Below are 26,255 nucleotides of genomic sequence, written 5' to 3'. Positions count from 1 at the left end.
CGGCCGCGTGCGTGTGTTGGCGTCGGCAACGAGCCGGGCCCGGCGAGACGGTGCAGCCGCAAGGCATCGTGCAACAGAAGGAAGTAGGCCCGGTGCAGGTTCTCGTTCGAGACAACAACGTCGATCAGGCGCTCAAGGCGCTGAAGAAGAAGATGCAGCGCGAGGGCATCTTTCGCGAAATGAAGATGCGCAACCACTACGAGAAGCCGTCGGAGCGCAGGGCGCGCGAGAAGGCCGAGGCCGTACGGCGCGCCCGCAAGCTGGCACGCAAGCGCGCGCAGCGCGAAGGCCTCATTCCCGGCAAGAAGCGCACCACCACCTGATTTGGGACCGACCTCCGCCCCTGCGGCGAGGGTTCTAGCCCCAGGCTCGGACCGCATCGAGCCGGTCCGCACGCGGTGGCCAGTGATGATGATGCGAACCTTCAACATCCCGTTTATCGTGCTCGTTGCGGCTGCGCTCGGCGGCTGCGTGATCGACGACGCGATGACGACGCCCGGGCGGCTGATCGACGCCAAGTCCGGGTCGCCGACCAACATCGCTTCGCTGACGGCGGTGGTCGAGGCCAACCCGAGCGATCCCAGCGCCTACAACGTACGCGGCACCGCATACGGGCGCGCCGGCAAGATGCGTGAGGCGCTCGCCGACTTCGATCACGCCCTCGCGCTCAACCCGCGCTACTACCAGGCGTACGCCAACCGGGCGCTGGCCCACCGCCGCATGGACAACCTCGACGCTGCGCTCGCCGACTACGACGCCGCGCTCGCGGTGAACCCGACCTACGACGCCGCGCTCGTGGGCCGCGGCAACATCCATCGGCTGAAGGGGAACAGCGAGCGCGCGATCGCCGACTTCAACGCGGCGATCTCCAACAACTCCGGCGATCCGCGCGCCTACCACAACCGGGCGCTCATCTATCAGGCGCAGGAGATGCATGCCTTCGCCGTGGAGGACTTCGGCATCGCCATTGGCCTCGATCCGCGCGCGCCCGAGCCCTACAACGGCCGCGGCGCCTCCTACCTTGCGACGGGCGACATCGACGCGGCGCTGGAGGACTTCAACCAGGCGGTCCAGCTCGACCGGGACTACGCGGATGCGTGGACGAACCGCGGCCTGGCGTTGGAGGCCAAGGGTGAGACCTCCAAGGCGCGCTCGTCGTACACGCGCGCTCTACAGCTGCAACCGGGCTACGCCCCGGCGCGGGAGGGCATCGGCCGCATCGACCGCGGCCAGCCCCGCGTGCGCACCTAGGCTGGTCCTCGACCCTCGTTGGAGCAAGTCCCACCCGGGGCGCCGCGGCGATGGACCGTGCAACCCTGGGCACGCTGCGGTCAGGCGACCTCGCGCAACGCCGCGTGCGGGGGCTGTACGGCAGCCTGGTAGTCCCCCATCAGCGCCTTCGTGAGGTCACCGACGCGGAACGTGTACGGGCCGATCTGTCCCACCGGCGTAACCTCAACGGCGGTGCCGGTCAGGAAGCACTCCTCGAACCCCTCCATCTCCTCCGGCAGGATCGTGCGCTGCACCACCTCGACGCCGCGCGCACGGGCGAGCCCGATGACCGTGCGCCGGGTGATGCCATCCAGGAAGCAGTCGGGGGTCGGCGTGTGCAGCACCCCGTCCTTCAGGAAGAACACGTTGGCGCCGGTCGCCTCCGCCACGTGGCCGCGGTAGTCCAGCATCAGCGCGTCGTGGCAGCCCTTCGCCTCGGCGGTGTGCTTGGACAGCGTGCAGATCATGTAGAGCCCGGCGGCCTTGGCGTGGCAGGGCGCGGTGCGCGGGTCGGGACGGCGCCACTCGGAGATGTCGAGCGTCAGCCCGCGCTCGCGCAGCGCAGGGTCGAAGTAGGACGGCCAGGCCCACACCGCGATGGCGAGGTGGATCGTGTTCGTCTGCGCCGACACGCCCATCATCTCCGAGCCGCGCCAGGCGACCGGTCGCACGTAGGCCTCGGTCAAACCCATGCGGGACAACGTCGCCCGCTTGGCGGCGGAGACGGCGTCCTTGCTATAGGGGATGGCGTAGCCCATCGCTGCGGCGGAGGCGAACAGGCGGTTGGTATGGGCCTCGCATTCGAAGATCTCGCCGCCGTAGGCGCGCTCGCCCTCGAACACCGCGCTCGCGTAGTGCAACCCATGGGACAGGACGTGAAGCTTGGCATCCTTCCACGGCACGAACGCGCCGTCGTACCAGATCTCCCCGTCATGCTGATCGAACGGCAGCGCCATGGCGTCTCGTGCTCCCTCCACCGCGGGTGTGACCCCGCCGTTGCGTCCGAGCCGTCGGAATGAACGGGTCGACGCAACAATGTTTCAAGTCGTCCCGGAAGATCGATCGATCCGGCCTTCCTGCGGGCGGTCTGCTTATGCGTTGTGACGTATTACGTCAATATGATTGACCTGATTTTGGCGGAGGACGGCGACGCTGGCGTGGCCTACGAGCTGATCGAGCTGATGTTCTTCGGGTATCGCGACTTCGTGGGGATCGCAGACGAGCAGCTGGCCTCGCGCGGCTACGGCCGGGCGCACCACCGCGTGCTGCACTTCGTCGACCGCCATCCGGGGCTCACCGTGGGCGAGCTCCTCGCGATCCTGAAGGTCACCAAGCAGGGGGTGGCGCGGACGTTGAGGACCTTGGTGGACGACGGGCTGATCGAGGTCCGCGCGGGGGCCACCGACCGGCGGGAGAAGCGCCTCGCGACGACGCCGGCCGGGCACGACCTCGCCCGCGAGATCGCGCGGCTGCAGAGCCGGCACATCGAGGGTGCGGTGAGGGCTGCCGGACGGACCGGCGGCGCCGGCGCACAGGCGACGGTCGCGACCTTCCTCGCTGCGCTCGTGCGCGAGGACGAGCGCGACACGGTGCGCCACCGCATCGCGGCAGGGCGCTGATGTCCCTCGTCGCCCGCGCCGACGCCGGCGAGCCACGCACCGACGACGACGCGCCGCACGTGCTGCTCGTCGACGACGACCAGCGCATCCGCACGCTTCTGGAGCGCTTCCTGCGTGGCGAGGGGTTCCGCGTCACCGTCGCCGACGGCGCGGCGGAGGCAAGGCGCATCCTCGCCTCGCTGGTGTTCGACGCCGCGGTCCTCGACGTCATGATGCCGGGCGAGGACGGCTTCGCGCTGCTCGGGGCGATGCGCGCCGAGGGGGACACGCCCGTCCTCATGCTGACCGCGCGCTCCGAGCCTCAGGAGCGCGTCCGCGGGCTCTCCCTCGGCGCCGACGACTACCTCGGCAAGCCCTTCGAGCCGCGCGAGCTGTCGCTCCGGCTGCACAACCTCGTCCGCCGGCGACCCGACGCCACGCGCCAGGTGCGCTTCGGGCGCTTCGTGTTCGACCTGCGCCGCCAGGAGCTCGAGGCGGAGGGGCAGCCCGTCCGCCTCACCGACCGGGAGCGGCGGCTCCTCCGCCTGCTCGCCACGCGGCCCGGTGCGACGGTCCCGCGCCAGGACCTCGTCGCCAACGAGAAGCTCGGCGACCGGGCCATCGACGTGCAGATGAACCGGCTGCGCCGCAAGCTCGAGGCCGACCCGGCGCGGCCGCAGCACCTCCTCACCGTGCGGGGCGTGGGCTACCGCCTCCTCGCCGATCCGGTCCAGGCGTCGTGAGCGAGGCGGCCTCGCCGGCGCGACCGTCCTGGCGCCGCGTCCTGCGCCGGGCCGGGCTGCCTGCGCCGCTGGAGCGCTGGCTGCGCCGCCGCCTGCCGCGCCGGCTGTTCCCGCGCTCGATCCTCATCATCGTCCTGCCCATGCTCGTGCTGCAGTCGGTGGTCGCCTTCGTCTTCCTCGACCGGCATTGGGAGAACATGACGTGGCGCCTGTCGGAGGGCACCGCACAGGCGATCGCGGCGATCGTCGTGCTCCTGGAGCGCTCGCCGCCCGAGCGGCGCGGCGACATCCTCGCCATCGCCAACGAGAAGCTGTTCACCTCGGCGCGCTTCACCGGCGACGCGACCCTGCCCGAGCGCAAGCCGCAGCCGATCTTCGACCTGCTCGACCGCGCGCTGTCGCGGCAGATCCGGCGCGAGGTGGACCGCCCGTTCTGGGTCGACACCGCCCGCTCCGGCCGCTTCGTCGAGGTGCGGGTGGAGACCGCGGTCGGCATCCTGTCCGTGATCACGCGGCGCAGCGACACCTACGCGTCCAACTCGCACATCACGCTGGTGTGGATGGCGGGGACCTCCCTCGTCCTCATCGCCGTCGCCGTCCTGTTCCTGAAGGGCCAGGTCCGCCCGATCCAGGAGCTCGCCGCAGCCGCCGAGCGCTTCGGTCGCGGCCGTCCCGTGGGCCGGCTGCGCCCGCACGGCGCCATCGAGGTGCGCCAGGCCGCCTCGGCGTTCCTCGAGATGAAGCACCGCATCGAGCGGCAGATCGAGCAGCGCACCGCCATGCTCGCCGGCGTCAGCCACGACCTTCGCACGATGCTGACGCGCTTCCGCCTTGAGCTCGTGCTGCTCGACGACAGCGAGGCGACCGCGGCGCTGTCGGCCGACGTCGACCAGATGCAGGCGATGCTCGAGGACTACCTCCAATTCGCGCGCACCGACGCGGACGAGCCCGCCGACGCGGTCGCCATCGCCGACCTCGTCGAGGACGCCGTGCGCGGCGTCCCGGCCGACGTCACCGTCCCCCCCGGGCTCACCGCGAGCGTGCGCCCGACGGCGACGCGCCGGCTCATCGCGAACCTCGTGACCAACGCCGCCGCCCACGCGCGAGCCGTCGCGGTCACCGCCCGCAGATCGAGCGGCTGGCTCATCGTTGAGGTGGAGGACGATGGCCCCGGCATCCCCGAGGCGGAGCGGGAGGCCGTGTTCCAGCCGTTCTATCGGCTCGACACCGCACGCAACCAGGACGTCGCCGGCACCGGCCTCGGCCTCACCATTGCCCGCGACATCGCCCGCCGCCAGGGCGGTGACATCACCCTCGGCGACAGCCCCCTCGGCGGACTGCTGGCGAGCGTCCGCCTGCCCCTGTGACCTCGTCGCACGACGCGAGGACATTGTCGCGCCGTGGAGCCTTTTACGAACGCGCGCACGCCATGCCGTCAAGCAGCGCTTAAGAGCACAGCTGGACAAAGCGGGCAGGCTCAATTTCTTCTATTAGACACACCCGATCATTCGTGGACAAACTGAAGAGCACCCCAACATTAACCCAAAATCAAATGCACCAAGAACTCTACCTTCAACGAAAAACGCTACGGTACTTTGATGCTTATCCCACCTCAACATAAGTTTGTCTGTTAAATCTAACACGTCAGGATACTCAAGTTCAAACGCTAGCATAATCCCATTTCCCACATCGGCGTTCATATCGCGCGCGTAAAAAAACATGTAACATCATCACACTCAACAAAGACCCCAAAGTCTCCATCCTGACGCACACTGCTGGTATAAAAGTCCCGCATATCATTTATGCTACTTATTCCACACTTTTGAGACTTGTCGCTCGGCGATGTTGTGTTCGAGGCGTTGACTGCTTGGAACGGGACGCGTTCAGAAGGCGCGTGCTTTGAGATGCTTGGAGCGCAACGCGGTCTTACATCAGGCGTGCGCCGTCGGGCACGTCGCCGTCCGGCACGGCGAGGACGATGGCGCCGGCGGCGTCGGCGAAGCCGAGCGTGAGGACCTGCGACATGAAGGGGCCGATCTGGCGTGGCGGGAAGTTCACCACCGCCATCACCTTGCGCCCGACGAGGTCGTCCGGCGCGTAGTGCTCGGTGATCTGCGCCGACGAGCGCTTCACGCCGACCTCGGGGCCGAAGTCGATGGTGAGCTTGATCGCGGGCTTGCGGGCCTCCGGGAACGGCTCGGCGGACACGACGGTGCCGACCCGCACGTCGACCTCGAGGAAGGTGTCGAACGAGGTCGTCGCGGTCATGCTCGGCTCGGGTCCCCTCCGGTAGCACCGTCGTCATCCGGCTCCTCCGCCGTGTCAACGGTTGTGTTCGGCGCTGCGGCCGGTGGCCGATCGGCCGGCGACAGCGTGGCGTCGACGGACGCCGGCAGCTCCTGCCCGTCCTCGACCGAGGTGGCGGCGGCTGGGGCGAGGACGTCGGCAGGCGCGGCGGGGCTCGTCCCGGCGGCCGGATCGGCCCGTGGGGGGACGGTCGGGTCGAGGGGTTCGGCCGCGGCGGCGGGCATCGCCTCCTCCGGGAACGGCACGTCGGCAGCGCTCGCCGCCGCCCGTGGCTGCACCGCTGGGCCGAACCAGCGCGCGAAGCGACCGTGCCGCTCCTCGGCGCGGCGCAGCTCGCGGTCGAGGGCCGCCATGGTGCGCGGCAGGCCAGGGTCGTCCTCCTCGACGAAGACGCGCAGCACGCGGGCGAAGGCGACCGCGAGGCCCTGCGCCGCGAGCCGCCCGCGCCAGCCGCCGATCCCGATGCCCGCGGCCGCCAGCATCCAAGCCTGCGAGCGCACCGCCATGCCGTTGAGCGCGAGCCCCAGCGCCGGGTCGGCGCGGGCCGAGCGGGCGAGCGAGCGGATCGCCGCGCGGTGCGGCCGCAGCGCGTCGAGGCGCGCCATCAAAACGTCGAACAGGCGCTCGCGCGGCGCCTCGTCGGCCATGTCGCCGTACTCGCCGGCGAGGACCTCGTCGTCGATCCGCCGCACGAACGCATCGAGGATGTGCCCGCGGGTCGGGAACTCGGAGGCGAGCGCGGCAAGGCTGACCCCCGCGGCATCCGCGATGGCCTGGAGCGTCACCCTGTCGAAGGGGCGCTCGCCGATGAGGCCGAATGTGGCGTCGATGATGCGGTCACGCGGCGACACGCCGATCCTCCCTTTGGCGAGGGCGCCTCACGTCCGGAGGGGATCCGGCGCGAGGTCGCCCCCGAACGCACGATGACGCTCGCGCCCGGAGCCGCGCGCTCCGATCACGCGACGGCGCCTAGAGCGGTTTGGGGTTAGGTGGAACCACCAAACCCCAAAAAGACCGCTCTTGGTCAAGAAGCTAGAGCATCTTATCTGGGTCTGAGAGGACCCAGGATGCTCTAGCGGCCGAGCTCGCGGGAGCGCACCGTCGCGGCGTGGACGGCGCGGGTCATGAGCTCCGTCAGCGCGCCGGTGTCGGCGAGGACGCAGAGCGCGGCCGCGGTGGTGCCTCCCGGAGAGGTCACATTGCGGCGCAGCGTGGCCGGATCAAGCGCGCTGCGCCCAAGGAGCGCACCGGCGCCGACCACCGTCTGGCGCGCCAGCATCGCGGCGACGTCGGGCGGCAAGCCTTCGGCCGCGCCGGCGCTCGCCAGCGCCTCGGCAAGGTGGAAGACGTAGGCGGGTCCAGACCCGCACACCGCGGTCGCGACGTCGATGAGCGCCTCGTCCTCGACCCACGCGACCCGCCCGACGGCGCCCAGGAGCCGGTCGGCGAACGCCACGTCCGCCTCGCTCGCCCCGGCGGCGACGGCCGCGGTCATGCCCTCGCCGATGGCCGCCGGCGTGTTGGGGATCGCGCGCACGATGGGTCCGGAAGCGAACTCACCGAGCCTTGCGATGGTGATGCCCGCGGCGATGGAGACGACGAGGGTGCGCTCGTCCGCCGCCTGGCCCAGCGCGCTCAGCGCCTCGTCCATGACCTGCGGCTTGACGGCGAGCACCAGCGTGTGGGCCGGCCGCCGGGGCGGCTCGGCGACGACGGTGAGGCCGGGCGCGGTCAGGGCGGCCTGCTCGGGGTCGGGGCTCGGCTCGACGACCACGAGCGCGCGAGGATCGAAGCCCGCGGCGAGCCAGCCCTCCAGCAGCGCGCCGCCCATCTTGCCCGCGCCGACAAGGACGAGCGGACGGGCGGGCGACGGCTCCACCCGTCGCGCGGGTGCCGCGTCCTCGAACGTCGCCTCCCCGCTCACGCCTCGCCGGCGGTCTCGAACAGCGCCCCCTCCAGCGCCTCCGCCGCGGTCTTGCCGGCCCAAACGACGAACTGGAACGCCTGATAGTGCGCGTCGCACGTCTCTACGGCGTGCGACAGCAGCGCCTGGACGTGGGCCGAGGCCGGCACCTCATCACCCACGAGGAGCTGGGTGTGGCGAAAGATCACCACCCCCTCCTTTGACCACAGGTCGAAGTGGCCCATCCACATGCGCTCGTTGACGAGCGCGAGCAACCGCATCACCTCGGTCTGCCGCGGCTCGGTCACCTTCAGATCAAACGCCACCGCCACGTGCAGCGAATCGAACTCGTCCATGTGGGTGAACGCCACGTGGTAGGCGCTCCACCGCCCGGAGATGGAGATCGTGATCTCGTCGTCGCCCGCCCGCTCGTAGGTCCAGTCGTTGCCGTTGGCGACCTCCTCGATACGGTCGATGGGATTGGCGGTCTCGCTCAGTTCGTCGTAGTCGATCAAGCTCATCGCTGATCCTTTCAGCGCGCGGGGGTGAGGGGCCCGGACGGGCACCCGCGCTTGGGGCGACGCGCAGCGGCAGGAAGGTGATCGAATCCCGCGCTCTCGCCGGCAGGAGATCAGATAAGGTGCGGCATGGAAAGGTGGAGGGGTCCCGGTTCCACGGCCGGAACCGTCACGAGGCTTGCCCCGGCAGGCCCGCCTCATGGCCGCCGGCGTGCTGGGACGCCTTGTGGATCGCCTCGAGCGCCTCGACCCGCGCGCGCAGGGCGTCGGCCTCGTCCGCGGCGCGCACGGCGATCGCCTTCACCGCCTCGAACTCGTCGCGCGGCACCACGTTCGCCTCGGCGAGCAGCCGCTCGATCTGCGCGCGCACGACGGTCTCCACCTCGCGCCGCGCGCCCTGGGCGACGGCCGCAGCGTCCGTCGCGAGGCGGGCGATCTCGTCGATCAGGCGATTGTTGGTCTGGGTCATGGCGCTCTCCGGGCTTGGGCTGGGGGCTGTCGGGCCGTCGCCGTCGGGCCGGCGCACGTCGTCACAGTCCCGTCGCGCCCTGCCGCGATAGCCGATAACCGAGACCACGAGAAGCGCCATGCTGCCCGTCCTGCCGTTCCCGGCGTTCGATCCCAACGCGTTCGTCATCCCGGTGCCGGGCCTCGACTGGGACCTGCCGATCCGGTGGTACGCGCTCGCCTACATCGCGGGGATCCTCGCCGGCTGGGCGATCGCGCGTCGCCTGGTGCGCGCGGACGCGCTGTGGGGCGGCCGCCCTCGTCCCGGCGTGCGGGACGCGGACGACCTCGTCACCTGGGTGACGCTCGGCATCATCCTCGGCGGGCGGCTCGGCTACGTCCTCGTCTACGACCTGCCGACCTACGTCGCCGACCCCGTGCGCATCCTGCGCCTGATGGACGGCGGGATGGCCTTCCATGGTGGGCTCGTCGGCGTCCTCGTCGCGGTGCTCGCCTACTCGAGGCTGAACCGCGTCTCGCCCGTCGCCGTGTTCGACGTCATGGCGGTGGTGGTTCCCATCGGGCTGTTCTTCGGCCGCCTCGCGAACTTCGTGAACGGCGAGCTCTACGGCAGGCCCGCGGACGTCCCCTGGGCGATGGTGTTCCCGGAAGGGTACGACCGGGCGAGCGGGACATGGGTGTTCGCGGCCGACGCCGTGGCGCGCCACCCGAGCCAGCTCTACCAGGCCGCGCTGGAGGGGCTCGTGCTGTTCGCCCTCCTCGTCATCGCCGTGGGGCTCGGCGCGTTGCGACGACCGGGGCTCGCGCTGGGCCTGTTCGGCACGGGCTACGGCGCCGCCCGCATCGTGGGCGAGGTGTTCCGCATGCCCGACCCCCAGCTCGGCTTCCTGTTCGGTCCGGTCACCATGGGGATGGTCCTGTCCGCGCCGATGGTGCTCATCGGCGGCGCGGTGGTCGCCTGGGCGCTGGCGCGACCGGCGTACGCCGCCGCGCCGGCCCGCGCGTGACGCCGGTCGAGGAGCGCCTGCGCCGCCGCATCGCGCTCACCGGACCGATCACCGTGGCGCAGTACATGGCGGCGTGCCTCACCGATCCGGACGGGTACTACGCGCGGCGCGAGCCGTTCGGCGCGGCCGGCGACTTCGTGACGGCACCGGAGGTCAGCCAGATGTTCGGCGAGCTGCTCGGCGCCCTCCTCGTCGAGCGCTGGATCGCGGACGGCAGCCCTGCCCGCATCGACCTCGTCGAGCTCGGGCCCGGACGGGGCACCTTGATGGCCGACGTCCTGCGCGTCGCGGCCGGCGCGCCCGGCTTCCTCGAGGCGAGCCGCGTCGTCCTCGTCGAGGCCTCGGAGCGCCTGCGCGCGGCCCAGCGCACGCGCCTCGAACCGCTCCATCCGTGCCTGCGATGGGCCGACCGTGCGCCGGACGAGCGGCCGATCTACCTCCTCGCCAACGAGTTCTTCGACGCGCTGCCGATCCGCCAGATCGTGCGGCGGAGCGGGCGGTGGCACGAGCGCACCGTCGGCCTCGCGGACGGCCGCCTCGCCTTCGGCCTCAGCCCGTTCCCTGTGGCAATGGCCGGCCGAGGCGCCGGAGGGCGCGGTGCGCGAGCTGCGGCCCGGCCGCCGAGGCGATGGTCGCCGAGATCGCCGCGACGCTCGCACGCCACGGGGCCGGCCTCGCCCTCCTCGTCGACTACGGCTACGCGGGTCCGGGCGAGGGGGAGACCCTCCAGGCGGTGCGCGCCCACGCCCCGGTCGACGTCCTCGACCGGCCGGGCGAGGCGGATCTGTCCGCCCACGTCGACTTCGCGGCCCTCGCCGCGGCGGCGCGGGGCGCGGGCGCGGCGGTGCACGGGCCGGTCGGCCAGGGCGACCTCCTCCTCGCGCTGGGGCTCCTAGAGCGGGCGGGCGCGCTCGGCGCGGCGGCGGGCGAGGTGGAGCGGTCCGCGCTCACCGCGGCGGTGCGACGGCTCGCCGGCGACGGCGAGGGCGAGATGGGCGCGCTGTTCAAGGCGCTGGCGCTGACCGGGCGGCCCGAGCCGCCACCAGGCTTCGCGGTTGTGGGGGCTCGCGAGGGCTGATAGGAGCGCCCGACCGCAGGGGAGGGCCGGGGTGCCCCAAGCCGAGCTCGAGACCATCGCCGCCGACGCGCTGCGGCGACCCGGCCTGCGCCACGCCTTCTTCACCAGGCGCGGCGGCGTCTCCACCGGCCCCTACGCCTCGCTCAACGTCGGCACGACCTCCGGCGACCAGCCCGGCAACATCGCCGAAAACATGGCGCGGGTGGCCAGCGCGCTCGATGTCGCGTCGGACCACCTCGTGACGCTGCACCAGACGCACTCGGCGGTCGCGCACACCGTGACCGGGCCCACCGCGGAACGTCCCGCCGCGGACGGCTTGGTCACGACCGCCCGCGGCGTCGCGCTCGGCATCCGCACGGCGGACTGCGCACCCGTCCTCTTCGCCGATCCGCAGGCCGGCGTCATCGGTGCCGCGCACGCAGGCTGGCGCGGCGCGATCGGCGGTGTCCTCGAGGCGACGCTGGCGGCGATGGCAGCCGCCGGTGCGGACCCGTCGCGCACCCTCGCGGCCATCGGCCCGACGATCGCCCAAGCGTCCTACGAGGTGGGGGCCGACGTGGTCGACGCCGCGCGGCAGGGGACGCCTGAGGGCATCGACCTCGCACCGCTCATGCGCCCCGCGGAGCGCGATGGACGCATGATGTTCGACCTCCCGGGCTACGTCGCTGCGCGCCTCGCCCACGCCGGCGTCACCACCGTGGAGGACGTGCGCCGCGACACCTACGCCGACGAGGCACGCTTCTTCTCGCACCGACGCCGCACCCACCGCGGCGAGGCGGCCCAGGGCAGCCTCATCGCGGCGATCGTCCTGGAGGCCTGAGCCATGGCGCTGCACTTCGACCGGGACGAGTTCGCCGCGCGCATGGACCGCCTCCAGGAGGCGATGGCGGCCGACAAGCTCGACGCGATGCTGCTGTTCGCCCAAGAGTCGATGTACTGGCTCACCGGCTACGACAGCTTCGGCTACGTCTTCTTCCAATGCATGGTTGTGACGAAGGAACGGCGCGTCGCCCTCGTCGCCCGCGCGCCGGACCTCAGGCAGGCGCGGCAGACCTCCATCGTCGAGGAGATCGTCGTCTGGGCGGACAGGGCCGGCGTCGACCCCGCCAAGGCGCTGAAGGACCACCTGTTCGAGATGGACCTCCTCGGCGCGCGCCTCGGCGTGGAGACCGAGACGCACGGGCTGACGGCGAGGAACGGCAAGCGCCTCGAGGAGCAGCTCCGGAGCTTCGCCACGGTGGTCGAGGCCTCCGCGCTCGTGCCGCGGCTCATCAGCGTCAAGTCGCCCGCCGAGATCGCAGTCGTGCGCCGAGCCGCCGCGCTCGCCGACGATGCCTGGCGCGCCGGCGTCGCCCTCGCGGCCCCCGGGGCGGACGAGGGAGCGATCCATGCCGCGATGCAGGGCGCGCTCCTGTCTGGCGGCGGCGACCCTCCGGCGAACCCGTTCATCATCGGCTCGGGCAAGGACGCGCTCCTGGTGCGTTACCACTCCGGACGCCGCACGCTGGATGCGGACGACCAGCTCACGCTGGAGTTCGCCGGCGTCTACCGGCACTACCACGCCGCGATGATGGACACGGTGGTCGTCGGTACGCCCAAGCCTCGGCACGAGGCCATGTGGCACGCGCTCGCCGACGCGCTCGTGGCGGCCCACGGAGCGATGCGCGAGGGCAACACCTTCGGCGACGTGTTCGACGCCCACGTCCGCGTCCTCCAGGACCATGGTATGGGCTCGCTGCGGCTGAACGCGTGCGGCTACTCGCTGGGCGCCGCGTTCGCCCCGTCCTGGATGCAGTGGCCGATGTTCTACCACGACAACTCGGCGGCGATCGTGCCGAACATGGTGCTGTTCGCCCACATGATCGTCCTCGACGTCGAGCAGGCGACCGCGATGAGCCTCGGCCGCACGTACCTCACGACGGAGGGGGAGGCCGAGCCGCTGTCAGCGATCGCGCCAGCCTTCGTGCGGCGATGAGGCGCCGGCTCGCCGTCCTCGCGCTGGCCGCGCTCGTGTCGGCGTGCGCGGCGCCGCAGCTCACCGGCATCGCGACCGGCCTCGCGCCACGCATGGCGGCGCCTGCGCGACCGCTCGCCGAGCCCGCCACCGCGACCTTCGCGTTCGCCCCGTTCCCGGGCATCCCCGGCAACATCAGCGACGACCTCCTCGTGCGCATCTGGCAGCGCGCCGAGCGCGAGGGCCTCAACGTCGTCAAGCGGCCCGGGGGGCGGGCGCTGTTCACCGTGGAGGGCACCCTCACCGCGGTCTCCGACGACAACAACGCGGTGCTGTTCTACGTCTTCGACGTCCACGATGTTGCAGGCCGACGGCTGCATAGGATCTCGGGCCGCAAGCGCTCCAACGCCTCGGACGGCGACCCCTGGGCCTCGGTGCAGGACGCCGACCTCGACGTCATCGCCCGCCGCCTCGCCGCCCTCCTGCGCGCCTGGCTCTACGCCGACGCCTGAGGCATGGATGTCGCACCGCTCGCCGGCGTCCGCCAGGCGGCCGGGCGGCGTTCCGAGCCCTGCTGCGATTTGCTAAGGACCGAGGCGCGCGTCAGGCGCTCCCCTGCGATCCTCCAGGATGGCGCCATGAAACTCGTTGCTGGAAACTCCAACCTCGCGCTTGCCGAGGCGATCTCCACCTACCTCGACCTGCCGCTCACCTCCGTCGCCGTCCGCCGCTTCGCCGACCAGGAGGTGTTCGTGGAGATCCGCGAGAACGTGCGCGGGGAGGACGTGTTCGTCATCCAGTCCACGAGCTACCCGGCCAACGACAACCTCATGGAGCTCCTCATCCTCATCGACGCGCTCCTGCGTGCGTCGGCCCGGCGCATCACGGCGGTGGTGCCGTACTACGGCTACGCGCGGCAGGACCGGAAGATGGGCGGCCGCACCCCCATCTCCGCCAAGCTCGTCGCCAACATGATCACCCGCGCGGGCGCCGACCGCGTCCTCACCGTTGACCTGCACGCCGGGCAGATCCAGGGGTTCTTCGACATCCCGACGGACAACCTTTACATCGCCCCCGTCATGAGCCGCGACATCAAGGAGCGCTACCGGCTCGACAACCTCACGGTCGTCTCGCCCGACGTCGGCGGCGTGGTGCGCGCCCGCGACCTCGCAAAGCGCATCGACGTGCCGCTCGCCATCGTGGACAAGCGCCGTGAGCAGCCTGGCGAGTCGGAGGTCATGAACATCATCGGCGAGGTCGCCGGGCGGGACTGCCTGCTGTTCGACGACATCGTGGATTCAGGCGGCACGCTGTGCAACGCCGCCGACGCGCTGCACGCGGCGAACGCCAACCGCGTGTCAGCCTACATCACCCACGGCGTCCTGTCGGGCGGCGCGGTGGCGCGCATCGAGGCCTCGCGACTCGAGGAGCTCGTCATCTCCGACAGCATCGCCGTCACCGAGGCGGTGCGCGAGGCGAAGCGCCTGCGCGTCGTCTCCATCGCGCCGCTCATCGGCGAGGCGATCTCGCGCACCGCGCTCGAGAAGTCGGTGTCGAGCCTGTTCGACTGACCCCCAGCCGGGGCGGACCGTGACGCACTACCTGACGCCCGAGCGGCTCCACCTCGCTGCCGCGTCGGCCGGCTACGCGCTCGAGACGTCGGCGATGCCGGCGCTCGGCCCCGCCCCGACGGACGGCGCGCGGACGGGCCGCGTCGTCGCGGCAGCAACGTGGGACGTCCTCCTTCAGGCGGCCGAAGCGGGGGTCGACGGCCTCCTCCTCGTCGAGCCGGAGGACGGCGGGACGTTCGCGCTCGCCCCCTCCGTCCTGTCGCGCCTTGCCGCGGCGTTCGGCGAGCGGGAGTTCCTGTGGCGGTCGGGCCGGATCGTCCTCGACCGCGCGGCGCACCAGCTCCTGTGGGTGGCGACCCGCTCGCCGGCGGCCGCCCTGTTCGCCGCCGCGCTCGACGCCCAGGACCCGGCGAACGCCCCCAAGCTCGTCGGCGTCGGCGTGAGCCTCCTCCAGCCGTGGCACGGCGAGGGGGTCTACGCGGCGGAGCAGTCGCGCGGCACCTACATGCGCTGGCAAGGGCCGGAGCCGGTCATGCGCCTCGGCTTCGGCGAGGTCATGGAGGCGTTCACAGCGCGCAACGTGCCCTTGGTGCGCGTCGACCTCACCGTCGGCATGATGCACCTGCCCGAGCTCCTCGCCCTTGCCCAGGTCACGGTGGCGGGCGGCGTCGTGCCCACGGTCGTCGCGCGGCACGGCGAGTTCCACACCCTGTCCCTGATCGTGATGCCGGCGACTGCGGCGCTGCAGACGCGCGAGGGCATCGGCTTCGACATCTCCGTGACGGTGCCCCTAGCGCTGCGCGGCATCGTCGAGGGACGCGAGGACGGGGGGCGCTCGTTCACCTACGCCGTCCACGCGGTGGGCGCGACGGGGTTCTTCTCGGACCGCGACCTACCGCTCGGCTTCGCGCCGGTGGCGGGACCGCGCGACGAGGTGGACGCGGCGCTGGCCGCCCTGCGGCGGCGCGCATCGCCGGTCGCCGGGTCGCAGGTGCTCAGCGCGCTGCACGCGGACACGGTGGGCGCCGAGGGGGTGCGGCGGGCGACGGCGCTCAACGCGTTCGTCGGCGAGGCGTTCTTCCACCGCCTCCAGGCGCGCGTCGGCCCGACGGCGGGCGAGCTCGTCGTCGACCGGCCGGTTCGCAGGACGACGCCGACGGGCTACGTCTACCTCTCGGCGGGGCCGACCCTGCGCCTACCCTTCGTCGGCCCGTCCGGGGTCGAGCTCGACCGCGAGCGACTGCCGGAGGGGTTCGCGCCGGACGGGGCGGACCGGCTGGCGAGCGCCGCCGCCGTGCTCGTCAACCTCGCGCTCAACGCGCCGTGAGGGCGCTCGTCGCGACCTCGCTGGCCCCGAGGCTTGCGCCCGGCGAGGACGGTGGCGACGCGATCCAGTCGATGTGCGTGCGTTCGCTGCACGACGCGTTCGGCGCGGTCGCCGCCTTCAACTACGCCGAGGAGGTGGCAGGGGTGCCCACCGCCGCCCCGTTCGCCCGCGTGGTCGACCTCGGCCCCCGCGCAGGCTCGCCCTTCCGCCGCCCGCTGGTCGACCTCGGCGTCGTGATGCGCCACCTCGCCGGCACGGGCGAGACGCTGTTCGCCCTCGCCAACTCCGACGCCTACGTGGCGCTCGACGCCGGCGAGGTCGCGGACGTCCTCAGGGTCGCCCGCGACGGCGTCGTCGTCTTCCAACGGCACGAGACCGGCAACCTCGCATGCGGCCACGGGCCCGCCTACACCCAGGGCTACGACGTCGTGGTTTTCGGCCGGCCGGCGCTCGAGGCCGTGACGCTCGACGGCCTCGCCTTCGGGATGCCGTGGTGGGACTACGCCCTCCCCGTGATGGCCCTCTCGGCCGGGCTGCCGCTCTACAGGGGACGCCCCGGCGCGGTCCGGCACGCCTCGCACGACCCGCGTTGGTCGCGCGAGCTGTGGCGCGACGGGCTCGCCGCCTACATGGCCAACCTGTCGCGGCAGAACGCCCGCCTCGGCGCGCCGCCACTCCTGCGCGCGATGGCGGACGTGACGGGGATGCTGGCCCGCACGCACGCGATCGCCCCGCTGTACGGCGGGGAGCAGATCTACGAGTTCGGGACGATGTTCGCGTTGTTCAACGTGGCGGCCATCGAGCGGGCCGCGACGCCCATGTGAGGCGCGCTGCGATCAGCCCGTCAGGCCGCCGAGCGCGCCATCGTGCCGTCGGTCGCGCCGCCGCCGACGTCCGCGGACGCGAGGGCGGCGAAGAAGCCGTCGATCCCAACGAGCTCGTCGGCAGCGCGCGACGCACGGTCGGTGAGGTCTGCGATGGTGGCGCTGAGGTTCTTGCGGCGCTCGCCGGCGGCGCGTGCCACCGTGGAGTAGGCGAAGTTCGACGGGTCGTTGACGCCCGACCGGCGCTCCTCCGCCTCGATCTGCTTGCCAAGCTCCACGGCGATGACCTCAAGGTCCGCGATCATGCGCTCGTACTGCGCTACCTGGCGACGCAGGGCCGCCGCCTGGAACTCCTTCGCTTGGATCGTGCTCTCGCGCGGCTTCATCCTGGCCCCCCAATCGCGTGACGGGACGAGCCTAGCCCCCCCTTCTTGCGACTTCGTTCGGAGCCTCGGTCCAAACCCAGCGCTCGTGTTAACGACTGCGGCGCGACCGCGCCTGGGAGGGCCGCGTTTGCCTCGCGTTCACCCCTTCGACGCCCCGGCGGACCCGCCTTCCGTTCATGATGAACGCACCCATGACGGGCGCTCCGCCGGCCATCCCGCGGGCATCGAACGGACCCTCGTGCCGGCGCCGCTTAACCGATTCGTGCGCCTTGACGCGTTACCGAAATGCAACACACCAGCGGCCCAGGCACGATCTTAAGGGATCGTTTACTGCCGCCGCCGATGGTTCCGCTGCGCCCCGCACAACCCCGCAAAGCCCTGGACAACGGTGGGGCGTGCCTCGGGCCGGTCGACGGTTTTGGTAACACTGGGACGTCGCCGATTCGCCCGACCGCACCGACGGTAGGGGTACGAGTGAAGATGGATGCCGCTCTCGGGCGGATCGCATGAGAGGACCAGCATGCGCGTTCTACTGATCGAGGACGACAGCGCCACCGCCCAAAGCATCGAGCTCATGCTGCACTCCGAGCGGTTCAACGTCTACACGACGAACCTTGGCGAGGAGGGCATCGACCTCGGCAAGCTCTACGACTACGACATCATCCTGCTCGACATCAACTTGCCGGACATGTCGGGCTACGAGGTGCTGCGGACGCTGCGTGTGTCGAAGATCGAGACGCCGATCCTGATCCTGTCCGGCCTCGGCAACATCGAGGACAAGGTGCGCGGCCTCGGCTTCGGCGCCGACGACTACCTCACCAAGCCGTTCCACAAGGACGAGCTCGTGGCCCGGATCAACGCGATCGTGCGGCGCTCGAAGGGCCACGCGGAATCGATCATCCGCACCGGCGAGCTCGCGGTGAACCTCGACACCAAGACCGTCGACGTGGATGGGCAGCGCGTGCACCTGACGGGCAAGGAGTACCAGATGCTGGAGCTCCTTTCCCTCAGGAAGGGCACGACGCTGACCAAGGAGATGTTCCTCAACCACCTTTACGGCGGCATGGACGAGCCGGAGCTCAAGATCATCGACGTCTTCATTTGCAAGCTGCGCAAGAAGCTGTCGGCGGCGACGGGCGGGCGCAACTACATCGAGACGGTGTGGGGGCGCGGCTACGTCCTGCGTGAGCCGGAGCCCGAAGTCCGCCGCGAGCTGGCCTGAGCGACGGGCGTGCCGAGGCGTGCGGCGACCGCCCCGTCAGGCCGGCACGCTGCGCAGGGTAAGCGCCGCCGCGTCGGCCGTGGCCTCGACGCGCCAGCCGAGGCTCGCGGCGAGCCGGTGGATGCAGAGCGCCGGGACGGCCCGTGGATCGCTCGCCTCGCCGCCCTCCGACACCACGTCGAGGAAGGGCGGGCTGCGCAGGGGCTGCCCCTCGCCGCTCGCGACCACCGCGACTGTCTCGCCCGCATGAGCCACCTTGACGGTTCCGCCGCGCGGGACTGCGCCGAGCGCGAAGGTCGCCATCAGCATGGCGAGCTTGACGGGCACACGCGGCGCCGCCGGCCCGTCCCAGGTCCAGTCGAGCCGCGCGCGCTCGCCGACGAACATGCCTGCGGTGAGGCGTCCTGCTTCTCCCGGGTCGAGCGCCTCAGCACCGCCCGCCGAGCCGTAGGCCATGCGCGCGTACTGCAGCTTGGCGGTGGCCTGCTCGGCGCTCTTCCTGATGAGGTCGATCGCCATCGCCGTCATGGACTGATCCTCGGCCATCAGCTCCAGGCCGTTCTGGATCGCGCCGACGGGTCCGACGACGTCGTGGCACAGGCGCGAGGCGAGCAGGCTCGCAAGGTCAAGGTCGCTCGGCATCGTTCGTCCACCCCAAGGCGCGCGTGGTGGGGCCCTGCCCCTCGGGTCCGCGCGGCGGGGACGAGTGGTGGCACGCGGCCCACACGAACGGAAGCCAACACCTCGAGGTGCACCATGTTGCGGACAGTTCTTTGCGCCGCCGCCGCGCTCGCGGCGGTCGCCCTCGCGCCCCCCGCGGCGCAGGCCCAGACCTACGACCTGCGCCCCGCCGTGGCGACGCAGCCCGCGCCCGTCCCGCCCGGGACGAGCTACTCCGAGGAGGAGCTCGTCACCGCCGGGCACGCCTTCTTCGGTCAGACCTCGGGCGGTCTCGCCCAGGCCATCGAGACGATGACGCAGAGCCTTGGGCTGCCCAACGGCTACGTCCTCGGCGAGGAGGCGTCCGGCGCGATCATCGGGGGGTTGCGCTATGGCGAGGGCGTCCTCACGACGCGCGCCATGGGACGCCACAAGGTGTTCTGGCAGGGCCCCTCGCTCGGCTGGGACTTCGGCGGCTCGGGGGCGCGGGTGATGATGCTCGTCTACCACCTGCGCTCGCCGCAGGACATCATGCAGCGCTTCGGCGGCGTCGAGGGCTCCGCCTACCTCGTCGGCGGGCTTGCGATGAACGTGCTCGCCGCCGACGAGATCGTCATCGTTCCGGTGCGGACCGGGGTCGGGGTGCGCCTCGGCGTCAACGCCGGCTACCTGAAGTTCACGCCGCAGCCGACCTGGAACCCGTTCTGACGACGGCCCTCGTCCTCGCGGGGGCGCGGCCGTGACACTGCGATCCCCTTTGCGTATGGACGGAGCGTAACGCGTCGGGTCCGAAGGTGATCGATGGACATTTCGAGCGGGCTTGTCGTCCCCGGGCTCATCGTCGGCGCCGTCCTCCTGTTCGTGGTCCTGGCGCTCTTCGCGCGGCTCGGCGGTCGCTCACGCCTCGACGTGTCCGCGCAGGAGGCTGCGCTGCAGGCCGAGAAGGACGTGCTTCGGGCGAACCACGCCGTCGAGGTCGCAGCGCTCGAGCACAGGCTCGCGGAGGCGCTGACCCGGAGCGCCGCCGCGGGCGCTGGCGCGGTGCTGGGCGACGGTGCGACGCCGCCGGCGGACCGGGCCCGCGCCGGGGCGTCGACGGACGTGGATGCGCTGAATGCTGAGGTCGCCGCGCTCAAGCGCCGTGAGGCCGACCAGGGCGAGGCCATCGCCTCCCTCAAGGCGACGCTCGCCGCGGCGGACCGCAGCGCCGCCGAGCGCGACGCACCGGCGTCCGACGAGCTCACCGCCGCCCGCAGCGAGCTCGTCCAGGCAATGCGCGAGCGCGACCAGCTTCGTGAACAGCTTGCCAACCGGACGGACGCCGACGCCTCGTCGGACGTCGCCGAGCTGCGTGTCGCGCTCGCCGAGCGCGACGGCACCATCGCGGAGCTGCGCGCCGCGCTGGAGCCGCGAGCGGCCGACGAGGACGACGGCGCCGAGGTCACCCGCCTCACCGCTGCGCTCCATGCGGTGGGCGAGCGCGAGCGCCTCGCCAACGGGCAGCTCTCTCGCCTCGCCTACGAGCTCGAGGGCCTGCGCGGTACCGTCCGCGACCACGAGAGGATCGAGGGCTCCTTGCGCACCGAGATCGAGCGCCGCGAGGCGCTGCTCGAGCTGCGCCTGCAGAAGGTCTACGCGATCGAGGAGCGGCTGCGCGAGCAAAGCGGCGAGCTTCGCGCGCTCGCCGAGCGCGCCGAGGCGGCCGAGGCCGCGCTGGAGCGGGCGGAGGGTACGGCGAAGGGCGACGGCGTGGCGGTCACGCCGACACCGGATGCCAAGGTGCACGCCGCGGCGCTCGAAGAGGCATTGGCCCGCGCCGCCGCCCTCGAGGGACGCCTCGAGAAGGTGCGCGCCGAGAACGGGACGCTGCTCCAGGAGCTCGAGGCGCTGCGCCGGCACGCCGGCGAGCCGCCAGCGGAAGCTCCGGCGCTCGCGGAGGAGCTCGCCGCGGCGCGTGCCGACCTCGCCGCCCTCGCGCAGGAGAACGAGCGGCTGAGGGCGGCTCGCGGCCCCGCGCTCGACGAGGCGAGCCTCGCTCCCCTGCGTGCCGCGCTGCGCGACCTCGCCGACCGCTTCCTGCGCGAGGTTGAGGGAGAGGCGTCAGTCCCCGAAGTCGCCGAGCCCTCGCTCGCCGAGCGCATCCGCGCGTTCAAGGCCGCGCGCGCCAAAACCGACGCCTGACCCGCTGCCGCCGCCGCCGAGGCGGCCCGACGCGGTGCCCGCTCACGGGGAGGGCGGGCCGGGCGCCGGGTCGCGGCAGGCCGGCCCCGCCGCCGCCATCGCGCTTGACAAGCCCGCAAGGTCGAACGAGGCCACCGTCTCGAGCCCGCCGCCGTCCTTGGCGGTCTCCGGCAGGATGTCGAAGCGCAGCGTGAGCGTGCGCCCGTCGTGCAACGCGGCGAGCAGCGCGTCCGCCTCGCGCGCGAACAGCGTCACCGTGGCCTCGCCGCCAGCGCCACCGACGCCGATGTCGTGGGCCGCGCCGTCAACCACCGCCTCGGCGCGGCCGAAGATGACGTCGAACAGCGCCTCCTCCTCGCGCCGCTCGCGCTTGGGGCGCAGCCGGCCGTTCGGCGTCAGGACGGCGATGGTGAAGTCGCGACGGCAGGACAGCACGACCGCCTCGACCGCGGCGTTGGTCTCCTTCGGACTCGCCATGACGCGCGTGCCGCTGACCTCCCAGGCTGCAGCAGGGCCGCACGTCGCAACGATGAGGACGCTCGCGGCGAGCGTCCCCAGGCCCGAGCGTCTCTCGCCGTCCCTTTCCCGCCGCGCCACCGGATGAACCGGGCGCCCTCGGCCGCGTTGACCCATCATGGATGCGCTCCCCGACATCGCCGCCTCGCCCAGCCGCCTCGTCGGCGTCGCCATCGCCGCCGTGGTCGCCTACTCGGCGACCATCCTCGTGCTGCGCGTGGCCGGCAAGCGCACGCTCGCGGACATGAACGCCTTCGACTTCGTGGTCAACGTCGCGCTGGGGTCGATCCTCGCGTCGATGATCGTCTCGCAGTCGACGCCGCTGTCCGTCGGCCTCACCGCGCTCGTGGTGCTCGTCGCGCTGCAGACGGCGGTCGCCTGGCTCGCCTCGCGCGTGCCGATCGTGCGCCGCGCGGTGAAGTCGGAGCCGACCCTCGTCGTCCACCGCGGCAAGTTCCTCGACGACGCCATGCACGGCGCGCGCCTCGCCGAGGCGGACGTCATGAGCGCGGTGCGTCGGTCCGGGCTGTCCGACATCGGCAGCGTCCATGCCGTTGTCCTCGAGCCGACCGGCGACCTCAGCGTCATCCCGGACGCGCCGGACGCCAAGGGACGGCCGCTGTCGGAGCTCGACACCTCGGTCTGACCCGTGGCGTCGAGTACCGTCTGTACGCGACCTCCGTTGCAGCGGGGTGGCGACGCTTGGTGAGCCGATCTGGCCTGGTCCTCCTCGTCCTCCTATGAAGGGGCCGGGGAGGACGCCATGACCAACGCCATCAACATCGCCGTGCTGCCGGGGGACGGCATCGGAAACGAGGTCACGCCCGCCGCGCTTGCCGTCGCAGCAGCCGCGCTCGAGGCGACGGGTGGCCCGCCGCTCGCCCAGCGTGAGGTCCATGCCGGGGCGCAATGCTACCTCGACACCGGCACCCCGCTGTCCGATGAGGCGAAGGCGGCGTGCGAGGCGGCGGACGCCATCTACCTCGGCGCAATGGGGCTCCCCTCGGTGCGCACCGCCGACGGCACCGAGATCGCGCCGCAGCTCGACCTGCGCTTCATGTTCGAGCTCTACGCCGGCGTGCGCCCGACCCGCGCCATCCCGGGTGTGCCGACGCCGCTCTCCGACCCGCGCGCCGCCGACATCGACTTCGCCATCATCCGCGAATCCACCGAGGGGCTGTTCGCCGCCCGCGGCAAGGGCGTCGTGGAGGACGACGAGGTGGCGCGCGACACGCAGGTCATCACGCGCCGCGTGACCGAGAAGGTGAGCCGCTTCGCCTTCGCCGAGGCGCGCCGTCGCGCCGCCCGCGGGAGGACCGGATCGCCGACGGTGACGCTGGTCGACAAGGCGAACGTGTTCACCAGCTTCGCCTTCATGCGGCGCGTGTTCGACGAGGTGGCGCGCGCGCACGAGGACGTCGCCGCCGAGCACGTCTACGTGGACGCCTCCACGCTGCGCTTCGTCGGCGCGCCGTGGACCTTCGACGTCATCGTGACGGAGAACATGTTCGGCGACATCCTGTCCGACCTCGCGGCCGGGCTCGTCGGCGGCATGGGCTACGCGCCATCCGCTGACATCGGCGACACCCACGCCGTGTTCCAGCCGGCGCACGGCTCGGCGCCCGACATCATGGGGACGGGCCGGGCGAACCCGACGGCCGCGATCCTGTCGGCCGGCATGATGCTCGCCTGGCTCGGCGACAAGCACGGGCTCGATCCCCTCGTCGAGGCCGCCGCGCTGGTCGAGGCGGCGGTGGACGCGGCCTTCGCGGACGGCTCGCTGCGCACCTGCGAGCTCGGCGGCAGCGCCGGCACGCGCGACGTCACCGACGCCGTCCTCGCCGCGCTCGCCGCCGGCCCTGCACCGACCCGCCGGCAGAGCAACGCGAGCTCGACTGTCTGATGCCGTCTTCGGCGTCGCCACCCAGCAGGATGCCGACCGGGCGTCGACATCCCCACGGTGCGCGGTGCTGACGGTCGCCCTCATCGGCGCAGGGTACTTCGCCCGCTTCCATCGCGAGGCGTGGACGCGCGAGCCCCGCGCCCGCCTCGTTGCGATCTGCGACACCGATGCGGCGCGGGCCCAGGCGGCCGCGGACGAGGTCGGCGCCACCGCCTACACCGACGCCGCTTCGATGCTCGCCGCCGAGCAGCCCGACCTCGTCGACATCGCAACGCCGCCGCACACCCACCGCGACCTCGTCGGCCTCACCGTTTCCCACGGGATCCCGACGATCTGCCAGAAGGCGTTCTGCCGCTCGCTGGAGGAGGCGCATGGGGCCGTCGCGGTGGCGCGCGAGGCGGGCGTGCCCCTCGTGGTGCACGAGAACTTCCGCTTTCAGCCCTGGCACCGCGAGGTCCGCCGGCTGCTCGGCGAGGATGCCGTCGGACGGCTCTATCAGGTGACCTTCCGGATGCGGCCCGGCGACGGACAGGGCGCGCGCGCCTACCTCGACCGTCAGCCCTACTTCCAGTCGATGGAGCGCTTCCTCGTCCACGAGACGGCGATCCACTTCGTCGACACCTTCCGCTTCCTCCTCGGGCCGCCGCGCGCGGTCTGGGCGGACCTGCGTCGGCTGAACCCCGCCATCGCCGGCGAGGACGCGGGCCTCATCATGTTCGACCATGGCGACGTCCGCGCGGTGTTCGACGGCAACCGCCTCGCCGACCACACGGCGGCGAACCGACGCCTCACCATGGGCGAGATGCTGGTGGAGGGCGAGCGCGGCACGATCAGGCTCGACGGCGACGGCCGGCTCCACCGTCGGGAGTTCGGCGCGAACGAGGAGCACGCGCACGCCTACGCGTGGGAGGACAGGGACTTCGCCGGCGGGTCGGTGGCGGCGCTCCAGGCGCACGTCGTCGCGCACCTCCTCGACGGGGCGCCGCTGGAGAACGCGGGAGCCGACTACCTCGCCAACCTCGAGGTGGAGGAGGCGATCTACGCCTCCGCGGCGAGCGGTCGCCGCATCGCCCTCGGCTAAGACCAGCCCGCCAGCGCGACGCGCACGAGGCCGCCCGCCTCGCGCTCGGCGTGGCCGGCGAGCTCCAGCTCCACCAGCGAGGCCAGCACCTCGCCAGGCGCGAGGCCGGTGGCGCGGACCAGCTCGTCCACCGCGACCGGCGTCACCGACAGCGCCTCGCGCACCGAGGCGATGGCGCGCGAGCCAGGCTCGAGCGGGATCGCGGACTCAGCGACGCCGGGCGGCGTCACGTCGACCGCGACGTCGCCGAGCGCGTCGAGGACGTCGCGCGGCTCCACCACCAGCGTCGCCCCGTCCTTGAGGAGGCGCAGGCATCCCGCGGCGCGCGGGTCGAGCGGCGAGCCCGGCACCGCGAAAACCTCGCGCCCCGCCGCGGTCGCGAAGTTCGCGGTGTGCAGCGAGCCGGACCGCACCGCGGCCTCGACCACGACGACGCCATCCGCAAGGCCGGCGATCAGCCGGTTGCGGCGCACGAACAACCGCGCCGCGGCGTCGGTGCCAAGGGGCATCTCCGACACCAACGCCCCGGACGCGGCGATGGCGTCGGCGAGGTCGAGGTTCGCCGGCGGGGTCGGCCGGTCGACGCCTCCAGCGAGCACCGCGACCGTGCCGGTGGCGATCGCCGCGCGGTGCGCCTCCGCGTCGATGCCCCGGGCAAGGCCCGACACCACGACGCGCCCGGCCTCGCCGAAGGCCTCCGCGAGGCGCCGCGCGAAGGTGCGCCCCGCCGCCGACGCCGCGCGCGCCCCGACGACGGCGACGGCGCGTCGGTGGAGCACCGCGACGTCGCCGCGAACGGTGAGCACCGGGGGCGGCGCGTCGATGGCCGCGAGCCGCGGCGGGTAGTCCGGGTCGCCATGGTGCAACAAGTCGACACCGAGGCGCTTGGCGCGGGCAGCCTCGTGTTCCACCTCCGCGACGCCGGCGACGCGGATGCGCCCGCGCCGTCCCCCCGCCGCCGCGAGGTCGGGCAGCGCCGCGAGCGCCGCCCGTGCCGAGCCGAAGCGGGCGAGGAGCGCGTGGAAGGTCTCGGGGCCGACGTTCTGCGAGCGGATGAGGCGCAGCCGGTCGGCCCGCTCAGCGTCCTTCGCCGGCGTCACGACCGGCCGATCCGGCTCTCCCCGCCCGACAGGAGGCGGCCGATGTTGGGAGCGTGCTTGTACCACAGAAGCGCGGTGAGGACCCCGAACACCTCAGCAAGCTGCACCTCGCCGCGCGCGGCGAGCACGAACGGGGCGGCGAGCGAGGCAAGGAGCGCGGCGAGCGAGGAGTAGCGGGCGAGGATCGCGACGGTCAGCCAAAGCCCGGCGAAGGCGAGCCCTGCCGGCCAGGACGCCGCGGCGAGGCACCCGAGGTAGGTCGCGACCCCCTTGCCGCCGCGGAAGGCGAGCCAGACCGGGAAGAGGTGGCCGAGGAACGCGCCGAGCACCGCCGTCACGGTGAGGTCCGGCCCGCCGAACCGCGCCGCGAGGAGGACCGCCGCCGCGCCCTTCGCCGCGTCGAGGACGAGCGTCGCCGCGGCGAGGTCCTTGCGCCCCGTGCGCAGGACGTTGGTTGCGCCGATGTTGCCCGAGCCGATGCGGCGCACGTCGCCGAGGCCGGCGAGGCGCGTCAGCACCAGCCCGAACGGGATGGATCCCAGGAGGTAGGCGCCGAGGAGGGTCGCGGCGTAGTACGGCCAGACCGCCTGCCAGCTGATCGGATCCGGCATGTGGTTCCCGAACGTCGCCCTACGG

The 26,255-nt window shown here is 72.3% G+C and carries 30 protein-coding genes and 1 pseudogene; 20 read left to right on the top strand and 11 right to left on the bottom strand.

Features of this window, described 5'->3' with window-relative positions; translation table 11 throughout:
* Window positions 1-92: 92 nt before the first annotated feature.
* Window positions 93-323 (top strand): 30S ribosomal protein S21, encoded by a 231-nt coding sequence (gene rpsU / locus ACOOE8_RS09495; protein ID WP_420394673.1) that lies wholly within the window; start codon window positions 93-95, stop codon window positions 321-323.
* A gap of 85 nt (window positions 324-408) precedes the next feature.
* On the top strand, window positions 409-1,251 hold the full coding sequence (locus ACOOE8_RS09490; protein WP_420394565.1) for a tetratricopeptide repeat protein: 843 nt from the start codon (window positions 409-411) through the stop codon (window positions 1,249-1,251).
* 80 nt (window positions 1,252-1,331) lie between these two features.
* Here the strand turns inward: ACOOE8_RS09490 and ACOOE8_RS09485 are convergent, their stop codons facing one another.
* The gene (locus ACOOE8_RS09485; protein WP_420394564.1) at window positions 1,332-2,228 is read right to left on the bottom strand and encodes a branched-chain amino acid aminotransferase; all 897 of its coding nucleotides are present in this window, start codon (window positions 2,226-2,228) and stop codon (window positions 1,332-1,334) included.
* 162 nt (window positions 2,229-2,390) lie between these two features.
* Between ACOOE8_RS09485 and ACOOE8_RS09480 the strand changes: the two genes are divergently transcribed.
* The 3 genes from ACOOE8_RS09480 to ACOOE8_RS09470 are packed head-to-tail and all read left to right on the top strand — an operon-like array spanning window position 2,391 to window position 4,980.
* The gene (locus tag ACOOE8_RS09480) at window positions 2,391-2,891 is read left to right on the top strand and encodes a MarR family winged helix-turn-helix transcriptional regulator (protein WP_420394563.1); all 501 of its coding nucleotides are present in this window, start codon (window positions 2,391-2,393) and stop codon (window positions 2,889-2,891) included.
* Window positions 2,891-3,613 (top strand): response regulator transcription factor, encoded by a 723-nt coding sequence (locus ACOOE8_RS09475; protein ID WP_420394562.1) that lies wholly within the window; start codon window positions 2,891-2,893, stop codon window positions 3,611-3,613. Before ACOOE8_RS09480 ends, ACOOE8_RS09475 begins: the two co-directional genes overlap by 1 nt.
* Window positions 3,610-4,980, top strand: coding sequence for an ATP-binding protein (locus tag ACOOE8_RS09470; RefSeq protein WP_420394561.1), 1,371 nt, complete (start codon window positions 3,610-3,612; stop codon window positions 4,978-4,980). The genes ACOOE8_RS09475 and ACOOE8_RS09470 overlap by 4 nt, the downstream gene beginning before the upstream one ends.
* A 559-nt stretch (window positions 4,981-5,539) precedes the next feature.
* On the opposite strand, the gene ACOOE8_RS09465 is transcribed toward ACOOE8_RS09470, so the two are convergent.
* The 5 genes from ACOOE8_RS09465 to ACOOE8_RS09445 all read right to left on the bottom strand — a co-directional run bounded on the left by ACOOE8_RS09465 (window position 5,540) and on the right by ACOOE8_RS09445 (window position 8,810).
* Window positions 5,540-5,881 carry a tRNA-binding protein gene (locus tag ACOOE8_RS09465; RefSeq protein ID WP_420394560.1) on the bottom strand — a complete coding sequence of 114 codons (342 nt, stop codon included), beginning with the start codon at window positions 5,879-5,881 and terminating at the stop codon, window positions 5,540-5,542.
* Complete coding sequence (locus ACOOE8_RS09460; protein WP_420394559.1) at window positions 5,878-6,771, bottom strand: TetR family transcriptional regulator; 894 nt, start codon at window positions 6,769-6,771, stop codon at window positions 5,878-5,880. Before ACOOE8_RS09460 ends, ACOOE8_RS09465 begins: the two co-directional genes overlap by 4 nt.
* Window positions 6,772-6,992: 221 nt before the next feature.
* Window positions 6,993-7,844, bottom strand: coding sequence for a pyrroline-5-carboxylate reductase (gene proC, locus ACOOE8_RS09455; protein ID WP_420394558.1), 852 nt, complete (start codon window positions 7,842-7,844; stop codon window positions 6,993-6,995).
* Window positions 7,841-8,344: a YbjN domain-containing protein gene (locus tag ACOOE8_RS09450; RefSeq protein ID WP_420394557.1), complete on the bottom strand. Its 504-nt coding sequence runs from the start codon at window positions 8,342-8,344 to the stop codon at window positions 7,841-7,843. The genes proC and ACOOE8_RS09450 overlap by 4 nt, the downstream gene beginning before the upstream one ends.
* 166 nt (window positions 8,345-8,510) lie before the next feature.
* Window positions 8,511-8,810, bottom strand: a complete 300-nt coding sequence (locus ACOOE8_RS09445; protein WP_420394556.1) for an accessory factor UbiK family protein — start codon at window positions 8,808-8,810, stop codon at window positions 8,511-8,513.
* A gap of 118 nt (window positions 8,811-8,928) precedes the next feature.
* Here ACOOE8_RS09445 and lgt point away from each other — a divergent pair, with 118 nt between their 5' ends.
* The 9 genes and pseudogenes from lgt (at window position 8,929) to ACOOE8_RS09400 (ending at window position 16,570) form a co-directional block, all read left to right on the top strand.
* The gene (gene lgt, locus ACOOE8_RS09440) at window positions 8,929-9,816 is read left to right on the top strand and encodes a prolipoprotein diacylglyceryl transferase (protein WP_420394555.1); all 888 of its coding nucleotides are present in this window, start codon (window positions 8,929-8,931) and stop codon (window positions 9,814-9,816) included.
* Window positions 9,817-9,881: 65 nt separating this feature from the next.
* A pseudogene (locus ACOOE8_RS09435) lies at window positions 9,882-10,316 on the top strand (SAM-dependent methyltransferase); the annotation flags it as partial.
* A gap of 128 nt (window positions 10,317-10,444) precedes the next feature.
* A complete protein-coding gene (locus tag ACOOE8_RS09430; protein WP_420394554.1) occupies window positions 10,445-10,894 on the top strand; it encodes an SAM-dependent methyltransferase in 450 nt (149 codons plus the stop codon).
* Window positions 10,895-10,925: 31 nt separating this feature from the next.
* Window positions 10,926-11,714: a peptidoglycan editing factor PgeF gene (gene pgeF, locus ACOOE8_RS09425; RefSeq protein WP_420394553.1), complete on the top strand. Its 789-nt coding sequence runs from the start codon at window positions 10,926-10,928 to the stop codon at window positions 11,712-11,714.
* Window positions 11,715-11,717: 3 nt separating this feature from the next.
* Window positions 11,718-12,869, top strand: coding sequence for a M24 family metallopeptidase (locus tag ACOOE8_RS09420; protein ID WP_420394552.1), 1,152 nt, complete (start codon window positions 11,718-11,720; stop codon window positions 12,867-12,869).
* Window positions 12,866-13,360, top strand: a complete 495-nt coding sequence (locus ACOOE8_RS09415) for a hypothetical protein (protein WP_420394551.1) — start codon at window positions 12,866-12,868, stop codon at window positions 13,358-13,360. Before ACOOE8_RS09420 ends, ACOOE8_RS09415 begins: the two co-directional genes overlap by 4 nt.
* 126 nt (window positions 13,361-13,486) lie before the next feature.
* Window positions 13,487-14,419: a ribose-phosphate pyrophosphokinase gene (locus ACOOE8_RS09410; RefSeq protein ID WP_420394550.1), complete on the top strand. Its 933-nt coding sequence runs from the start codon at window positions 13,487-13,489 to the stop codon at window positions 14,417-14,419.
* Window positions 14,420-14,438: 19 nt separating this feature from the next.
* Window positions 14,439-15,746: a hypothetical protein gene (locus ACOOE8_RS09405; RefSeq protein WP_420394549.1), complete on the top strand. Its 1,308-nt coding sequence runs from the start codon at window positions 14,439-14,441 to the stop codon at window positions 15,744-15,746.
* Window positions 15,743-16,570, top strand: coding sequence for a hypothetical protein (locus tag ACOOE8_RS09400; RefSeq protein WP_420394548.1), 828 nt, complete (start codon window positions 15,743-15,745; stop codon window positions 16,568-16,570). Before ACOOE8_RS09405 ends, ACOOE8_RS09400 begins: the two co-directional genes overlap by 4 nt.
* 20 nt (window positions 16,571-16,590) lie before the next feature.
* Here ACOOE8_RS09400 and ACOOE8_RS09395 read toward each other — a convergent pair whose 3' ends face one another.
* Window positions 16,591-16,956 carry a hypothetical protein gene (locus ACOOE8_RS09395; RefSeq protein ID WP_420394547.1) on the bottom strand — a complete coding sequence of 122 codons (366 nt, stop codon included), beginning with the start codon at window positions 16,954-16,956 and terminating at the stop codon, window positions 16,591-16,593.
* 520 nt (window positions 16,957-17,476) lie between these two features.
* On the opposite strand from ACOOE8_RS09395, the gene ctrA reads away from it, so the two are divergent.
* Window positions 17,477-18,178: a response regulator transcription factor CtrA gene (gene ctrA / locus ACOOE8_RS09390; protein ID WP_420394546.1), complete on the top strand. Its 702-nt coding sequence runs from the start codon at window positions 17,477-17,479 to the stop codon at window positions 18,176-18,178.
* Between the two features lie 36 nt (window positions 18,179-18,214).
* Here ctrA and ACOOE8_RS09385 read toward each other — a convergent pair whose 3' ends face one another.
* Window positions 18,215-18,820, bottom strand: a complete 606-nt coding sequence (locus ACOOE8_RS09385; protein ID WP_420394545.1) for a histidine phosphotransferase family protein — start codon at window positions 18,818-18,820, stop codon at window positions 18,215-18,217.
* 114 nt (window positions 18,821-18,934) lie between these two features.
* Here ACOOE8_RS09385 and ACOOE8_RS09380 point away from each other — a divergent pair, with 114 nt between their 5' ends.
* Both ACOOE8_RS09380 and ACOOE8_RS09375 read left to right on the top strand, forming a co-directional pair.
* Window positions 18,935-19,546: a DUF1134 domain-containing protein gene (locus ACOOE8_RS09380; protein WP_420394544.1), complete on the top strand. Its 612-nt coding sequence runs from the start codon at window positions 18,935-18,937 to the stop codon at window positions 19,544-19,546.
* Window positions 19,547-19,639: 93 nt separating this feature from the next.
* The gene (locus ACOOE8_RS09375) at window positions 19,640-21,019 is read left to right on the top strand and encodes a hypothetical protein (RefSeq protein ID WP_420394543.1); all 1,380 of its coding nucleotides are present in this window, start codon (window positions 19,640-19,642) and stop codon (window positions 21,017-21,019) included.
* 42 nt (window positions 21,020-21,061) lie between these two features.
* Here the strand turns inward: ACOOE8_RS09375 and ACOOE8_RS09370 are convergent, their stop codons facing one another.
* On the bottom strand, window positions 21,062-21,496 hold the full coding sequence (locus ACOOE8_RS09370) for a hypothetical protein (RefSeq protein WP_420394542.1): 435 nt from the start codon (window positions 21,494-21,496) through the stop codon (window positions 21,062-21,064).
* A 157-nt stretch (window positions 21,497-21,653) separates the two neighbouring features.
* Between ACOOE8_RS09370 and ACOOE8_RS09365 the strand changes: the two genes are divergently transcribed.
* The 3 genes from ACOOE8_RS09365 to ACOOE8_RS09355 all read left to right on the top strand — a co-directional run bounded on the left by ACOOE8_RS09365 (window position 21,654) and on the right by ACOOE8_RS09355 (window position 24,519).
* Entirely contained in the window at window positions 21,654-22,181 is a 528-nt protein-coding gene (locus ACOOE8_RS09365) for a DUF421 domain-containing protein (protein ID WP_420394541.1), read from the top strand.
* A gap of 117 nt (window positions 22,182-22,298) precedes the next feature.
* The gene (locus ACOOE8_RS09360; protein WP_420394540.1) at window positions 22,299-23,438 is read left to right on the top strand and encodes an isocitrate/isopropylmalate dehydrogenase family protein; all 1,140 of its coding nucleotides are present in this window, start codon (window positions 22,299-22,301) and stop codon (window positions 23,436-23,438) included.
* Between the two features lie 64 nt (window positions 23,439-23,502).
* Window positions 23,503-24,519 (top strand): Gfo/Idh/MocA family protein, encoded by a 1,017-nt coding sequence (locus ACOOE8_RS09355; protein WP_420394539.1) that lies wholly within the window; start codon window positions 23,503-23,505, stop codon window positions 24,517-24,519.
* Here ACOOE8_RS09355 and dprA read toward each other — a convergent pair.
* Window positions 24,516-25,619 (bottom strand): DNA-processing protein DprA, encoded by a 1,104-nt coding sequence (gene dprA, locus ACOOE8_RS09350; protein WP_420394538.1) that lies wholly within the window; start codon window positions 25,617-25,619, stop codon window positions 24,516-24,518. The two genes, ACOOE8_RS09355 and dprA, sit on opposite strands and share 4 nt — an antisense overlap.
* Entirely contained in the window at window positions 25,616-26,230 is a 615-nt protein-coding gene (gene plsY, locus ACOOE8_RS09345; RefSeq protein WP_420394537.1) for a glycerol-3-phosphate 1-O-acyltransferase PlsY, read from the bottom strand. Before plsY ends, dprA begins: the two co-directional genes overlap by 4 nt.
* Between the last annotated feature and the right edge of the window lie 25 nt (window positions 26,231-26,255).

Source organism: Acuticoccus sp. (assembly GCF_965213555.1).
Classification (GTDB): Bacteria; Pseudomonadota; Alphaproteobacteria; order Rhizobiales; family Amorphaceae; genus Acuticoccus.
The sequence above is the reverse complement of the archived record's forward strand: the minus strand, read 5'-3'. Positions and strand labels throughout refer to the sequence as shown.